This is a genomic window from Brumimicrobium oceani, assembly GCF_003143775.1.
GTDB lineage: Bacteria > Bacteroidota > Bacteroidia > Flavobacteriales_D > Crocinitomicaceae > Brumimicrobium > Brumimicrobium oceani.
In genome coordinates this window covers 350,123-365,782 of record NZ_QFRJ01000002.1, presented here as the reverse complement: position 1 = coordinate 365,782, position 15,660 = coordinate 350,123, and the positions used below count along the sequence as shown (strand labels likewise).

9 protein-coding genes and 1 pseudogene are annotated in these 15,660 nt (G+C 33.7%); 8 read left to right on the top strand and 2 right to left on the bottom strand.

The window, feature by feature from the left end:
• Positions 1-89: 89 nt before the first annotated feature.
• The 6 genes and pseudogenes from DIT68_RS04365 (at position 90) to ychF (ending at position 10,938) form a co-directional block, all read left to right on the top strand.
• Positions 90-3,194, top strand: coding sequence for a restriction endonuclease (locus DIT68_RS04365; protein ID WP_109358589.1), 3,105 nt, complete (start codon positions 90-92; stop codon positions 3,192-3,194).
• Positions 3,195-3,293: 99 nt separating this feature from the next.
• Positions 3,294-4,100 carry a hypothetical protein gene (locus tag DIT68_RS04360; protein WP_146194118.1) on the top strand — a complete coding sequence of 269 codons (807 nt, stop codon included), beginning with the start codon at positions 3,294-3,296 and terminating at the stop codon, positions 4,098-4,100.
• 204 nt (positions 4,101-4,304) lie between these two features.
• Positions 4,305-4,862, top strand: a complete 558-nt coding sequence (locus DIT68_RS04355) for a hypothetical protein (RefSeq protein WP_146194117.1) — start codon at positions 4,305-4,307, stop codon at positions 4,860-4,862.
• An 856-nt stretch (positions 4,863-5,718) separates the two neighbouring features.
• The gene (locus tag DIT68_RS04350) at positions 5,719-8,373 is read left to right on the top strand and encodes a hypothetical protein (RefSeq protein ID WP_109358586.1); all 2,655 of its coding nucleotides are present in this window, start codon (positions 5,719-5,721) and stop codon (positions 8,371-8,373) included.
• A gap of 904 nt (positions 8,374-9,277) precedes the next feature.
• Positions 9,278-9,520: pseudogene (locus DIT68_RS04345) on the top strand (DUF4298 domain-containing protein); the annotation flags it as partial.
• 320 nt (positions 9,521-9,840) lie between these two features.
• Positions 9,841-10,938, top strand: coding sequence for a redox-regulated ATPase YchF (gene ychF / locus DIT68_RS04340; RefSeq protein WP_109358584.1), 1,098 nt, complete (start codon positions 9,841-9,843; stop codon positions 10,936-10,938).
• Positions 10,939-11,062: 124 nt separating this feature from the next.
• Here ychF and DIT68_RS04335 read toward each other — a convergent pair whose 3' ends face one another.
• On the bottom strand, positions 11,063-12,430 hold the full coding sequence (locus tag DIT68_RS04335; protein ID WP_109358583.1) for a flavin monoamine oxidase family protein: 1,368 nt from the start codon (positions 12,428-12,430) through the stop codon (positions 11,063-11,065).
• 56 nt (positions 12,431-12,486) lie between these two features.
• Entirely contained in the window at positions 12,487-12,825 is a 339-nt protein-coding gene (locus DIT68_RS04330; protein ID WP_109358582.1) for a hypothetical protein, read from the bottom strand.
• Between the two features lie 225 nt (positions 12,826-13,050).
• On the opposite strand from DIT68_RS04330, the gene ade reads away from it, so the two are divergent.
• Both ade and DIT68_RS04320 read left to right on the top strand, forming a co-directional pair.
• On the top strand, positions 13,051-14,673 hold the full coding sequence (gene ade, locus DIT68_RS04325) for an adenine deaminase (protein ID WP_109358581.1): 1,623 nt from the start codon (positions 13,051-13,053) through the stop codon (positions 14,671-14,673).
• Positions 14,674-14,726: 53 nt separating this feature from the next.
• A complete protein-coding gene (locus DIT68_RS04320; RefSeq protein ID WP_109358580.1) occupies positions 14,727-15,605 on the top strand; it encodes a cation diffusion facilitator family transporter in 879 nt (292 codons plus the stop codon).
• Positions 15,606-15,660 lie beyond the last annotated feature (55 nt).

The following is a 15,660-nucleotide window of genomic DNA, read 5'->3' as shown; positions in this document are numbered from 1 at the left end:
GGATTAAATTGTTAAATTTGGGATGGACGGTACAGGTGAAATGTGTACAATGCATATAGTCAATTGCTGTAAGCAACTAAAAAAAACCTATGTTAAAGGAAATTAAAGTTTTATTAGAGGAAGGAGACCATAAATCTAAAAATGGCAGTGTCTTTGAAAACTTGATACGGATGGTTTTGGAAAAAGACCGATACAAAATAATTCAAAATGTACATGATGCGGGTCTTGAAATAGATTTGTTTGCTGAACATAAAACTAAAAATGAAATACTTTACGCAGAATGTAAGGCTAAAATAAAGCCGAAATCAACTGAAATAAAGAATTTTATATATTCAATGGATTATGGCGTAGAGGATAAAATGGCTGATTATGGTTATTTTATTCATACACAAGAATTGGATAGGCAAGCTGCCACATTAAGCCTACAGCTATCGGAAAAAAAGAAAAACGTATCATTTATAGGTCCGCAAGAATTGATAGAAATATTGGAAGATATTGGGAAAATTATGCCCTTTAAAGATGACAGTATTGCAGACCTAGAAATATCAAAATTGATTCTATCCTACAGTCCAAAAGGGTTTCATTATATATTAATTTTACAAAAAGGGAGCGTTGCCCAATATTTCACAACTTTAAATGCAAAAACTAACAAACCTGAAGTAAAGTTAATTCAAGATTTTTACAAAAAAAACATTAAGGAATTAGCAGATCTTGAAATTTTAGAAATTAGCAATAGTACACCAAGTGCAGTCGGTTTATCTAATGAGCACGAAAGGGATATAATAATTCAAATTAGAGAAAGTGAAAACTGGTATGAAACTTCTCCTGCTTCATTTCATCACTTTATTGGTCGTTTAAATTTAAGGAGAAATTTAAAAGGGTTTTTGGAGAAGGTTAGAACAGGAAATACAGAAAAGAGGATTTTTTTCCTAGATGGTAAATCAGGTTGGGGTAAAAGTTCATTGCTAGCCGAATTAAAAGGAAGTAGCTTAAACTTAAAATTTTGGAAAGGACGGTTATTTGTTTCTGCAATTGATACAAGGAGTGCCTCAAGTGCAAATTTCATTGGACTTGCATTTAAAAAACTCGTTGAAGATGCGATTAAAAATAATTTTCTCGAAAATAACATTTTCACTAAGCAACTACTAATAGCATCTCCACATGATATTCTTGCTGATGAATCGGTGAAAATCTTATTTAAAGAATTAAAAAAATCAAAAAAATTATTAGTTCTTATTTTTGACCAATTTGAGGATCAATTTAGAAAGGATAACTTATTTGATGCATTTTACAAGTTTTGCTTAGACGTTGATTCTCAAAAAGCAAACTTGGTCGTTGGATTCTCATGGAAATCCGAAATAAACATTCCTATTGGAAATCCCGCACATCCAAAATTTATTCAATTAAGAGAATATGCATATCCAATCACAATTCCAGCCTTTTCCCAAAATGATGTGAAGCAAATTATAAAGCAATTAGAGGAAAGTATAGGTAAAAGCATTGGTGTCGAACTAGAGAATAGGTTAATTCAAAGTTCTCAAGGATTTCCTTGGTTAGCAAAAAAATTGTGTATCCATACTCTCAATCAATACAAAGAAGGTAAAACCATTGACGAAATTATTGAAGAAGAATTAAATTATAAAGAATTGTTTGAAAGTGATCTTTCAAATTTATCCGGAGAAGAATCTAAAGCCTTAGAATATATTGCTAAAAGGGCATTTGATGGAAACCCTTTTGAAATTTCAGAATACGAAACTATCGATCAAGAAGTTGTTAATTCGTTAATTCATAGTAGGTTAGTAATTAGGACTGGTAGTAGTTATAATATATATTGGGATATATTTAGAGACTATATTGTAACAAAAGAAATTCCAGTAATTGGTGAAAGTTATCTATTACGTAATAGTGGTAAAGCCTGCCTTGATTGTTTTTTAACTTTCGAATTAAACCAGAAAAAATCTTTGACTGATTTGTGCAGTGATTATCCAAATGACATTTCTGAAAACTCAATGGGAAATATCCTCATTGAGTTAAGAAGTATTGGTTTAGTTAAGAAGACATCTGGAAAGGATGAATACTTGGTCACACCTAAGGTCGATAGTATTTCATCCGATTTTTTTAAAGATTATATCTCGAAAAAATTATCTAATTACACTCCTTATTATGAACTTTTAAAAATCAAAAAAGACACCATTGAAGTCATTGATATTGTTGAAGTATTAAAGTCAATTTTTACTACTGTAAAATTTGAGGATAGCACTTGGAATACCTATGCAAAATACTTGATAATATGGCTAAAGATGAGCAATCTAGCAATAAAAGACAGGGTTGTTGAAATCAATAAAGGGAGAGGTAGTGCAGCAATCAAGGATAAACATGAACAAATACCAGGATACTCTCCTTTAATTTGTATCAAATCATTTGAAAAATATAATTTAGACAGCGAATCCTTAGCTCAACGGAAAGTACGCGATTTACTTTTAATGGATTTAATTTCAGAAGATGGGGATATAATTATTTCCGAAACCAATATACAAGAACGATTATTTGAGGAAGCTAAGAAGAATGTAAATATCAAACAAACCTATGATCTTTTAAAATTATATGGGAAATTAAAAGCAAATGATATTATTGAAAAAATAGGTGATGTATTAGCTCCGTATAAAAGCGTCACCTCGAAAAAACAAGTTGCAAGTGTTCTTTTATCATGGGCGAATTTCATTCTCACTTATGAGTCAGAAGGTGGTGTAAACCTTAATTTCACAAATAAGATAAGAAATCTTGGTTCTTATTATTTAAGTTTCAGTCCAAGCTACGTAATAGATGCTATTGTTGATTTTGACAACAACATACCTTTAGAAAATCAAAGAAAAATATCGGATTTGATTTTTCTTGGAATATTAAATGAAGTTGGTGGTGCTGTTGATTTAAGTTCCATTGGATTAAGAATTTTGAATTCTATAGAGCCTGAAGTTCAACTATCTGAATTTATAGAAAATAACAAGCATCTAGGTTCATTTAGATTAATCTATGATAAAATCGATAATAAGAAATTAAGTGAATTATTGAAAAATGAAGAAATAAAAGGATTTTTCTCTGGCTACTCCGATAGTTCAATTAAAACGAAATTAAGCACTTATTCAGGCTGGATGAAATATCAAAAAAAATATAGCACTTTACAACAAAGTTTATAGTGCATAGCACTCTGCGGGATGCTACGACACCATACACAATCACGTTGCAAAGAGCAAAAAAAACATTATCAAATTGAAATAAACTACAACCAAGGTAAATTGAACTTCAATCCTGATGATTTAAAGAAAATAAGAGATGAGCATAAATTGGTTAGTCAAAAAATACACCTAATGATTGACCATCTATTATCTAATAAAAATTCTGATAAAGAAAAATTAGAAATAAGTCATGTAGGTAAATTTTTGATACTCTTAAATGAAGAAATTTCGATAAAAAGTAAAAGTGAATCTCCTGACTTTATTATTCAAGTAAAAGATAAAATAATAGGCTTAGAACACGAAACAATTAGAAATACAAAAACAGTCGGTAATGTTGGATCTATAAAGAATCTAATTCAAAGAGTTGAAAAATATTATATTAACACATTCACTGATTCCCTAACCCCATTCAAGGAAAAATATCCTAATTGTCCAAATATGATTGTTGATATAAGATTTATTGACGATTTATTCTCCTTCAAAAAACAGGAGTCTTCAAAATTATCTATGGAGATTGCAAATTATGTCCACTCTTTAATTAATGGTGAAGAAACTGATAAACCACATTATATAAATAGAGTTTCAATTAAGCCACACACACAAGTAAAGTATATTTTAAGAACTAATATTAACAAAACAGAAAAACTAGAATTCGAAACTCTTAAATTTTTTATTGACAAAAAAGAGTCTAAAGTTGCAAGATATAAGAGATTATCCAAATTGAATGAACAGTGGTTATTATTAGTTGCAGGTTCACTTAACCGAGATTCTTTCGAAATTGAAAACGATTTTAACCTCGATACATCTGGTTTTGAGAGAATCTATTTACTTGACGATTTTAATGCCAAATACTATAGAATAAAATAAAACCAGCCCTTAACAATTAAGCATCAATAAATTCAAGTAAGCTTGACCTCATTGCGTTTGTTATTGATTTCTTCCTTTCGTACCGATTTTAAAGCCTACCCCTATACTTTTTATAATCAATTAATTCCCTTTATATTTACCTTAGTTATCAGTAATAAATATTCACACTCCATTCAATCCAAACAATAAGTGAAACACACAAAAATGAAACCCGAAACTTTAGCATTGTTTGTCTTCCTACTCCTACTCATTACTTCGTGTTCAAATAAGGAAGAATTTGATGTGTCGAAGGAGTACAGTCCAATAAGTTTGATGTACAAGGAAAAACCCTTTCTTACACCTGGTCAAAAATTAGAGGATTTGGATGCAGAACTTAGTTATAGATTGGATCCAATGAGTCATGAAAATGGAAACTTTAAGCATAAAAAGGATTTTCTGTCAACCGATGATTATTTCACAGTTCAACTTGACATTGGTGTAATAGGCGGAATTGTCTTTTTTCACAGCGACAACTCGAACAATCGCATAACGGGAATTTCTGGTAATTGGACGTTTTCAACTGATAAGGATAGTTTATCGCTTCAAGTGGCTTTTGATCAATTCACGCATCGATTATTCCCCATTCTTAACGAAAAGTTAGATTCAAAACGGAGCTGGAATTTAGAAATTGATAAAATTAATTATACAGAAACATTTAAATTGATTAAACCCGAAGAGGAGTATGGTTTTTGGAAATTCTATTACAAAGCGCACCCAAAATAAGTGTATTTAGTTTGTTTTAGTGATGAGGTGGTAGGGGCTTTTTGGGTTACGGTTCTTTACTTATTTGGTATTCTCAGAATTGCTCATTTAGACTATCGCTTATTAACCGTTAAAAACCTTTAGAGGCGCTCGTAGCGAGTGGTGGAGGTTTTTGTGAATTCTTGAGTTTTGGAATTTCTGGGTTTTCTCGGGAATAACTATTTACCATCGCTTATTAACCGTTAAAAACCTTTAGAGGCGCTCATATCAAAGGGTTCAGGGTTTTGTGAATTCTGTAATTTTCGAATTTTAGGGTTTTCTCAGGAATAACTATTTGCCATCAGTTATTAACCGTTATAAACCTTTAGAGGCGCTCATATCAAGGGGTTCAGGGTTTTGTGAATTCTGTAATTTTCGAATTTTAGGGTTTTCTCAGGAATAACTATTTGCCATCAGTTATTAACCGTTATAAACCTTTAGAGGCGCTCATATCAAGGGGTTTAGAATTTTTGTAATTCTATAATTTTCCCAAATTTTTCGGTTTTCTCAGGAATAACCATTTGACATCAGTTATTAACCGTTAAAAACCTTTAGAGGCGCTCATATCAAGGGATTGAGGTTTTTGTGAATTCCGTAATTTTCGGATTTATGGGCTTTCTCTAGAATACCCCATTTATCATCGCTTATTAACCGTTAAAAACCTTTAGAGGCACTAATAGCAAGAGATTTAAACTTCCCAACTAATCGATATTCACTTAGAAATCGCACTACTACCAAACATAAAAAACTGCCTTTCATCAGTTATTGGAACAACAAATGACTTATTGGTTTTGGTGGAGGCGATATTTTTTAATTTAGGCTTTATTTATTTCAAGTGATGGAGTTAACGGTTGTAGCAGAGAATGCTTTTGAGAAAGTAATTCGAGAATTGGGCTTTTTGGGTGAGGAAATCATCAATACAGAAAACGCTCTCCAAGATAATTCGGGGAACCAACGTTTTTATTTAGAGGAGGCTAGATCATTTGGTGCGAAATCTGTTTTCTTTATTTCTCAATCGATTGGAGAACCAAAACCAATGATTTATTTTTATGATTGGTCGGATAAATCTAAACCTTCTTCTGCTGACACTTTGGCTATTTGTGAAATTCAAAATCAATTGTGGAATAGGAATGCAGTTCCGCTAGCAATTTTCATTTATGACTCAAAATATTTTATTGTCAATTGTAAAAAAACTCAAAGTGATTTAGGTGACGTTTTTTTGAATATTCCCTTTCAAAATCTTGCGATTCGGATAAAATCTGGGACATTTTGGACAATGGACGAAATGCGTAATGAATTTGATTATCGTCAATCTTCTGTTCAGATTTTAAAGAAAAATGTTGATGAATTATACACTTTTCTAAAAAGGTATTTTGGTGAACAGGATTTAACGACTCAAAAGAAACTAATTGTAAATGTTCTGCTTTTAAAACTGATGGAGGAGAAGTATTTAGAAGCTTTTTCACTGGTAAATCCTAAAATTTCAGACTTAGGTTTTTCGCTTGACGACATTAACAGTTATGAATCGTTTTTTAAGAATTCAGCATACGCTGTAAATCAATTCAATTATGAATATGTAAATTTTGATGAGAAAGATAAAATAATTCTTTCTGCTAAGCCTTTTGCAGATTTTAGAGATCAGTTGATAAACGAAGTGAAGTTTTGGAATCTATTAGATTTTAAATATCTATCGAATGAAGCAATAGGTGAAATTATTTATCATGTTTTATTTGGAGATAGCGGTAAATATTTATGTTCTGAGCTTCCTTCAACACTTCTTCAGGTTCAAGTAGAAGAGGCACTTCCCTTTTCTAGACTCAGAAATATTGACCTTTCTAATTATAGAATTCTAATTCCTGCCATTGGTTCAACTTCGATTTTAGTATTGATTTTTAGAAGATTAATCCAATTGGAGAAGCTGAAATTCGATGTGAAAAATCTGGGTTTAGAGCAAATTCAAAAGGTAGTTAACGCTATAATTTGTTTAGCCCAAGATGTTGAGGATTTACAATTTATAAAATTCATTTTTCACCTTTCTGTTCTAGATGCTGAAGTGGGAAATGGGATAAAAAGTGTACATTCATCAATTGATTTTCCAATTGTTTTAGGAAGTTTTTTCGACCAGAACGAAAAGTTTAAAGCGAGTTTTGATCTTGTAATAGGTAATCCTGTTTCTGTTAAATCATTAAAAAATCAAACTTTAAATGCTTGGGAAGTAAATAATAAAGCGATTGAACTGCCAGCCACTTGTGTTTCGGAACATTACATTTCTAATTCATTTTTCTACTTAAAGCAAAGCGGATATTCTTGTTTATTTGTCAACGGTTCAAAATTTTTATTTGACCAGAAATATCCAGATTATCATGATGCTCTATTTATTCAACAAACGGTTCTGAAGATTTTCAACTTCGTTCAGTTTTCCATAAATGGACATTTTGGAAGTGAAATGACTGATTCAGCGACAAGTTTGCTACTGATTAGAAACGACAAAGCAGATTGTTGTATGAGCCTAACGAATTTGGTCATAAATACTTCGAAATTAGCCAAAGAACATATTGCGATTGAATGCGATACTTATGACATTCATTTGATTAACAAACAAACAGAAGTTTTTAATCCTACTATCTGGAAAAGTGATTTGTTAGGAGGTGGGAAAGTGCGCGATTTTGTTGAAGCATTTCAAAAATTTCCAACACTGGGAAGTTTACTTTTCGAAAATCAAATTAGAGTGGAAAATGAAAGTTTGTTGGGATTAAAGTTATTCGATTATTTTAAAAACTATAGCTCTTTTAATGCTGATGTGCCCCTTGTAAAGATGTCTGGAAATGAATTACATTTTCTGGAAGGGCTATTAATTATCACTAAAGCTGACCAATCTGAGTTTGAATTAGAGGAGTTATATACTTCATTTCGTAATTATCTGGACTATTATATTTTCTACATAAGTTTAGCAAATGAGGAAATTTTAGTGAAAGAAAAGGGGGAGTTTTCAGTCTTAGATTTTTTGAATTTACCATTCATTCAAAATTTAGAAGTCTTTCAAAAATATGATACTAAAATGATGTTGGAGAGTCTGAATTATCAAAGTAATTTGTTGCGTTTAAGATCTGAAAATCAAATTCTTCAAGAGATTAATAAAAATGATTATTTACCTTTCATATTGAATTACAGTGAGGCTTTTACTCATAACGTAAATTCATTATATGGAGATGGTTCCTTGCAGTACAAATTGAGTAAAGTCATGTTATGGGAAGAAAGTTTTATCGCTGTTCTTTTTCAATATACTAGTGACATAATAGAACCTGAGTTGCAGGCGGATATTGGGTCTTTTCTAGAAATAGGTGTAGATTTAAATAATTTAAAAATGCTAAACCAAGAAAAGATTGTAAGACTTTACCCCACGCGAGATAGTTTTGTGATCATCAAGCCAAATCAATATAAATATTGGTTAGTTTCATCTGCTTATCGCGATTTTAACAGCTATTTTATCTGAATTTTATCTGAATTTATTGTTTTGATTAACCGTTAAAAACCTTTAGAGACGCTCATAGCAGGAGATTGAGAGTTTTGTGGATTCTGTAATATTCGAATTTTTTGGTTTTCTCAGGAATAACTATTTGACATCGGTTATTAACCGTTAAAAACCTTTAGAGGCGCTCGTATCAAGGGTTTTAGGGTTTTGTGAATTCTGGAGTTTTCGAATTTCTGGGTTTTCTCGGGAATAACCATTTGCCATCGGTTATTAACCGTTAAAAACCTTTAGAGGCGCTCACAGTAAGGGGTTTAGGTTTTTGTGAATTCCGTAATTTTCGGATTTATGGGTTTCTCAGGAATAACTATTTGACATCGGTTATTAACCGTTAAAAACCTTTAGAGGCTTTCATAGCAAGGGATTGAGGTTTTTGTGAATTCTGTAATTTTCGAATTTCTGGGTTTTCTCGGGAATAACTATTTACCATCGCTTATTAACCGTTAAAAACCTTTAGAGGCACTAATAGAAAGGAGTTGAGGGTTTTGTGGATTCTTGAGTTTTGGAATTTCTGGGTTTTCTCAGGAATAACTACTTACCATCAGTTATTAACCGTTATAAACCTTTAGAGGCGCTCATATCAAGGGATTGAGGGGTTTGTGAATTCTGAATTTCCCGAATTTCTGGGTTTTCTCTGGAATAACTATTTGTCATCGCTTATTAACCGTTAAAAACCTTTAGAGGCACTAATAGAAAGGAGTTGAGGGTTTTGTGGATTCTTGAGTTTTGGAATTTCTGGGTTTTCTCTGGAATAACTATTTGTCATCGGTTATTAACCGTTAAAAACCTTTAGAGGCGCTCACAGTAAGGGTTTTAGGGTTTTGTAGATTCTAAATTTCCCGGATTTTCAGGTTTTCTAGACGAGCTTACAGTGCTTGTTGAAAAATCTGACAATGTATTAACGGAACTTTCAGATTCATTGATAAAACTAAGGACATTGAAGGAGGATTATGAATTTCAATACATGAAAGATGTTTTGGCAGATAAAAGTAAGGAAGTCCCCCAAGACCTTAAGCGAGGTGTTCTGAGTGAGGACGCTGTTCACATGTTGCTTGCCGACTTGTTTGAACTGTCTGACAAAATGGAGAAATTGAGTAAGAAAATAAGGTGATTTCAATCAGAAACTATACAGAAGTTATGAAGGAAGTTAGGGGAATCGGCTTGCTCAACGTTCAAATATTTGTGAAGGTAGTGATTAGTCATAAAGTTGTATTATTAATTGCAAGTAATCCGCTAAAATCTTAATTTACCAAATGCTGAAAAATCCGCGATTATCCACGTTGCTTGCATCTATTATGCGGTGACTAGCCTGTCGAAGGCCCGCGTTCTATTACAGCGCAAAACTATTGTACTAACATATATACTGATTTTGCATGGATTTAAGGGCTTTAATCAATTCCAAGCATTATCTTTGCATCAAAATTTTTTCAAATGGCATTAAAATGTGGAATTGTTGGTTTACCGAATGTGGGTAAATCTACCTTATTTAACTGTTTATCGAATGCGAAAGCGCAGTCGGCAAACTATCCATTTTGTACAATCGAACCTAACGTAGGAACTATTTCTGTTCCAGACCCACGTCTTGAAAAGTTAGAAGAGATTGTGAAACCAGAGCGCGTTGTACCAACGACTATGGAAATTGTGGACATCGCAGGATTGGTAAAAGGAGCTTCAAAAGGTGAAGGTTTAGGAAATCAATTCTTGGCAAATATTCGTGAAACAGATGCAATTATTCATGTTTTGCGTTGTTTCGAAGATGACAATATCGTGCACGTAGACGGTTCTGTAGATCCTCTAAGAGATAAGGAAGTTATTGATTATGAATTGCAATTGAAAGATCTTGAAACGGTTGAAAAGCGTTTAAATGGTCTGGCAAGAACTGCAAAATCTGGTGATAAAGAAGCGAAAAGAGCTTATGATTTAGCAGAACGCATTAAAAAACACTTGGAATCGGGTGAGTCAGTGCGCTCAATGGATTTTGATGAAAACGAATGGCCGCATGTTAAAGAGCTTCATTTGATTACTGTAAAGCCAGTTTTGTATTTATGTAATGTTGACGAATCATCTGTGAAAGACGGAAATAAATTCGTTGACATGGTAAAAGATGCTGTTAAGGATGAAGACGCTGAGGTGTTGATCATAGGGGCTCAGATCGAAGCAGATATTACAGAGTTAGATACTTTCGAAGAACGCCAAATGTTTATGGAAGAATTGGGTTTAACCGAGTCTGGAGTAGCGCGTTTGATTCGTTCAGCTTATAAATTGTTGGACTTAGATACTTATTTCACAGCTGGAGTAAAAGAAGTTCGTGCTTGGACAGTTTTAAAAGGTTCAACAGCTCCTCAAGCGGCAGGTGTAATTCACACAGATTTCGAAAAAGGATTTATTCGTGCGGAAGTGATGAAGTATGAAGATTTCGTGAAATACGGTTCTGAAGCAGCTTGTAAAGAAGCAGGGAAATTTGGAGTAGAAGGAAAAGAATACATTGTAAAAGATGGTGATATCATGCACTTCCGTTTCAATGTTTAGGATATCAGCTAGAAGTATTGAGTAGCGAGGCGAGTCTCAAAACATTTTACTTCGATTAAATAATTATAGTTTTAGAAAAAGGTGGTTAAGAACTTTAGGTTTTTTGCCACCTTTTTTTATTGGATTAGGAGTCTTTTAGAGTTTCCGAAACTTCAGTAGCAACTCTTTCTCCAGAACGTACTGCTCCTTCCATGTAGCCATTCCAAACGGTGGCGGTTTCTGCTCCAGCCCAATGAATGTGTTGGATTGGTTTTCGTAAATATTTTCCAAATCCTGACCAAACGCCAGGTGTAAAATGACCACCATATCCGCCGCGCGTAAATTCTTCATCGCACCAGTTTCGTTCTATATAGTCCAAATAATCTTTGGCTTCATCTCCGAAGTATTTCACCAAGCAGCCTATTGCTTTTTGCGTGCGTTTTTCGAGCGTCCATTCCGAAGCTTCTCTGCCGTCGTTCCCTTCCATAAACATCACCAAAACTCCTCTTGAATCGTTGGGTAATGAATTGTCCATTACGATTTTTAGGGGACCAGTAAAACTAACTGCTTGACCTGTTAATCCCTTTTTTCGCCAAAATGGAGTTTTATAGATAATTTGAATTTTTATCACAGAACCCGCTGGAATTCTTTGTGTGAGTTGATCACGCATTCCAGGCAATGGAGGCGCGTATGTTATTCTTCCGGCTAAAGTAGGAGGGAGTGTTACTATTACCTTTTTAGCTTGCCAAAACTGTTCTTTCGAAAAGACTTTTACTCCATTTTCCGATTGTTCAATTCGGGTAACAGGACTTTCTAAAATGACTTCATTTTTTAATAATTCGGATAATCGAATGCTGATTTGTTGCGTACCACCAACAACTCTTTCCTTTTGTGCTCCTTCATCAATATTCAAAAGATTGTCCATTCCGCTTCCAGATTTCACATAAAAAAGGAAGTGGAGAAAAGAAATATCACTTGCTTCTGTAGAAAAAACGACTTCTGAAACAATGTTGAAATATGCCCTGACTTTCTTTAGTTTGGTGTTTTTTCTAACCCAAGACTCCAGTGTTTCACTGTCCCAAACCTTAGCTTTCGGGTGCTTCCATGGAGCGTCTAAATCAATTTGGTCAACCCGCTTTTCTATTTTCTTGATGATTAAACCTAATCCCAATAAAATAAAGACATTCAATTTGGGTAAAGCGCCATTTTTTGATCCCATCAAGGATTTCTTTCCGTGGTCATACAGAATAACTTTTCCTTCATTATGGGTCGGAAAGAGTTCTAACTTCAATTCTTTACATAATTCATACATTTTCGTTTGCGTAGGACCAATCCACTGTCCGCCTAAATCTAAAACTTGACCATCAGCCAAGAGATGCGTTTCATTTCTTCCTCCCACTCGATCTCGGGCTTCAATTACTTTAACGGAATAACCCAATTCTTCAAGTTTTCTTGCAGCGGTTAAACCAGAAAGTCCAGCACCGATTACGATTACGTCCGTTTTTTTAATCATTTCTTTAAAAGCTTTATTTAGTCAAGAAGAACACTGTATAGAACCCGTCGGATATACTATTCACAATTCCTACACAAGGTATAAAAAGTAAATCCTTTTTTGGATTTCAAACATGAATCTTTATTCGTTAATGTCCATTTTGAAATCATTTTAGATTTTGTGTCGCTTTTTAAGGTGATTTCTTTGCCTTTGAATTCCCATTTTCCTGAAACGTTAATGTTTTTCGTTTGCGTATTGTCAATATAGGTGAATGTCATATCCGGATTAATAATTATCGCGTAACTTCCTTTACTGCCATAAACTCCAATGAATTGATCAGGATGATCTTTTAAAGAAGCAAAAGCAAATAAAGTTGAAATAACTAAGGTTCCAAGAACGAATTGTACTGTTTTCATACTGTTTGGCTTATGGAGTGTAGTGCTAAAACTCAATTATAGTTGTTAGTTTAACTAATTGTTTGTCATAAAAATACAGCTAAAATACAATAATTGCAAATAGCTTAAGAAATTCAAATTTCAGATCATGGCTTTTCCACTGAATTTCAATTGAGCTTATTTAATCCGTCAATTTAGTAGCTTAAAGACTTTTGAATTTTTAATTTTACCTAAAACATCATTTACATGCAAGAATTTAAAGGAAACATAGTCGACATAAAGAACAAGCAAATCATCAAAGGAATTTTAAAAGTAGAAAACGGAAAAATTCATTCTATCCTTCCCAATGATGAGGTGCCCGATCAATATATTTTACCAGGATTTATTGATGCGCATGTTCATGTCGAAAGTTCAATGTTAATTCCTTCTGAATTTGCTAGATTGGCAGTAAAACAAGGAACAGTAGCTACAATTTCTGATCCGCACGAAATAGGAAATGTTTTGGGTAGAGCGGGAGTAGAATACATGATAAATAATGGGAATGAAACTCCTTTTAAGTTCTTTTTTGGCGCTCCTTCATGCGTTCCTGCTACAACTTTTGAAACAGCAGGTGGAGAAATTGATTTAGAAGACATCCGAGAGTTATTCAAGTTTCCGCGTGTTAATTACTTGGCAGAAATGATGAATTATCCTGGCGTTCTTTTTCGTGATGAAGGAGTAATGGCGAAAATTGAATTGGCCAAAAGTCTTGATAAAAGAGTAGATGGTCACGCACCAGGATTGAGAGGTGAAGACGCAAAAAAATATATTGAAGCAGGAATAGAAACAGACCATGAATGTTTTACGAAGGAAGAAGCGCTCGATAAACTGAAATATGGAATGAAAATTCTTATTCGTGAAGGGAGTGCAGCTAAAAATTTTGAAGCACTCTACACTTTGATTGACGAATTCCCGAGTGAAATAATGTTGTGTTCTGATGACAAACACCCCAATGATTTTGTGTTGGGTCACATTAATCAATTGGTGGCAAGAGCTGTCGAGAAAGGTTGTGATTTATTTAATGTACTACAAGCCGCCTGTATCAACCCGATTGAGCATTACAGAATGGATGTTGGACAACTGCGTGTTGGAGATCAAGCGGACTTTTGCATTGTTGAAGATTTGAAAAACTTCAAGGTGAAGCAAACGGTTATTGATGGAAATATTGTTTTTGAAAATGATGAGGTGAAATTCGCAAGAATAGATGCAGCGCTACCCAATAATTTTAACTGTTCACCAATCAACAGTTCACAATTAAAAGTTGTGAATACAAGCAATAAAGTGCGTGTAATTGTTGTTGAAGATGGACAGTTGGTGACCAAAGAAACAGAACATATTTTAAAATCTGAGCATGGAGAATTGCTGGCAGATGTCGAAAATGATGTTCTTAAAGTAGTTGTTGTTAATCGTTATTTTGACGCAAAGCCTGCTGTAGCTTTTATCAAGAATTTCGGACTGAAAGAAGGGGCAATTGCTTCATGTGTAGCACACGACAGTCACAACATTATTGCTGTGGGAACGAATGATGATGATATTCAAAAAGCCATCAACCTTATTGTTAAAGAAAAGGGTGGAATTTCTTTAGCCAATGGAATCGAAGAAGAGGTTCTAGGTTTGCCAGTTGCCGGAATAATGACCACAGAAAGCGGTGAAAAAGTAGCAGAACGTTACGAAAGTTTGGACCAACGTTCTAAAGAATTGGGAGCAAAATTAAACGCACCATTTATGACGCTCTCCTTTTGTGCTTTATTGGTTATTCCACAACTAAAACTCAGCGATAAAGGTCTTTTCGATGGCGGTCAATTCCAATTTGTATCACTTTATCAATAACGCGCAATACTCAAAGCTTTATACTCAATACTCCAAAGTCAATACTGAAAAATATGTCTCATAACCACAGTCACGATCATTCTTCCACAAAAAACTTAAAGCTAGCTTTTTGGATGAATCTTGGCTTTTCTATTTTTGAAATAATAGGAGGGATTTATGTCAATAGTGTAGCCATTATTTCGGATGCTATTCATGATTTGGGCGATAGTTTATCTTTGGGATCAGCTTGGTATTTGGAAAATAAATCAAAACAAAAAGCCGATTCTAAATTCTCTTTTGGCTATGCCAGGTATTCATTGTTAGGGGCGTTAATCAATAGTATCATTCTTATTTTGGGTTCAGGATTTGTGATCTACGCTGCGATTGAAAGGCTCGTTAATCCTGAGGAGTCTGATGCACTTGGGATGATTGTGTTTGCCTTAATGGGGGTACTGGTGAACGGTATAGTTGTATTAAAAATGCGCTCTTCCAGCAGTATGAATGAAAAAGTAGTGTACTGGCACATGTTAGAAGATGTTTTGGGTTGGGTAGCGGTTTTGATTGCGGCAATCGTTATTTATTTTTATCCAACGCCCTATATCGATCCAATTTTATCTTTGGCGATAACTGCTTATATTTTGTACGGTGTCATTGGAAGATTAAAAGAAACTTTATATTTCTTTCTTCAAGGTGTTCCAAAGGAAATAGATTTGGCTCAAATACAAAGGGAAATTTTGGCTATTGCTAAGGTGAAAGATATGCATCATACTCATGTTTGGTCATTAGACGGAGATCATCATGTTTTTTCAACACATCTTCGATTGGAAAAGCTTCATTCACTGGATGAGATTACAAGTGTAAAAGAGAAGGTGAAAACTTTGCTAAAGGACAAAAAGTTCAGTCATTGCACTATAGAAACAGAGCTGGACGATGAAACATGTCTGTTTGACTAATTTCCATCTTTCTCCTAAACTTAAGCTTAAACTTTGCAGACTTATTCAAATATTT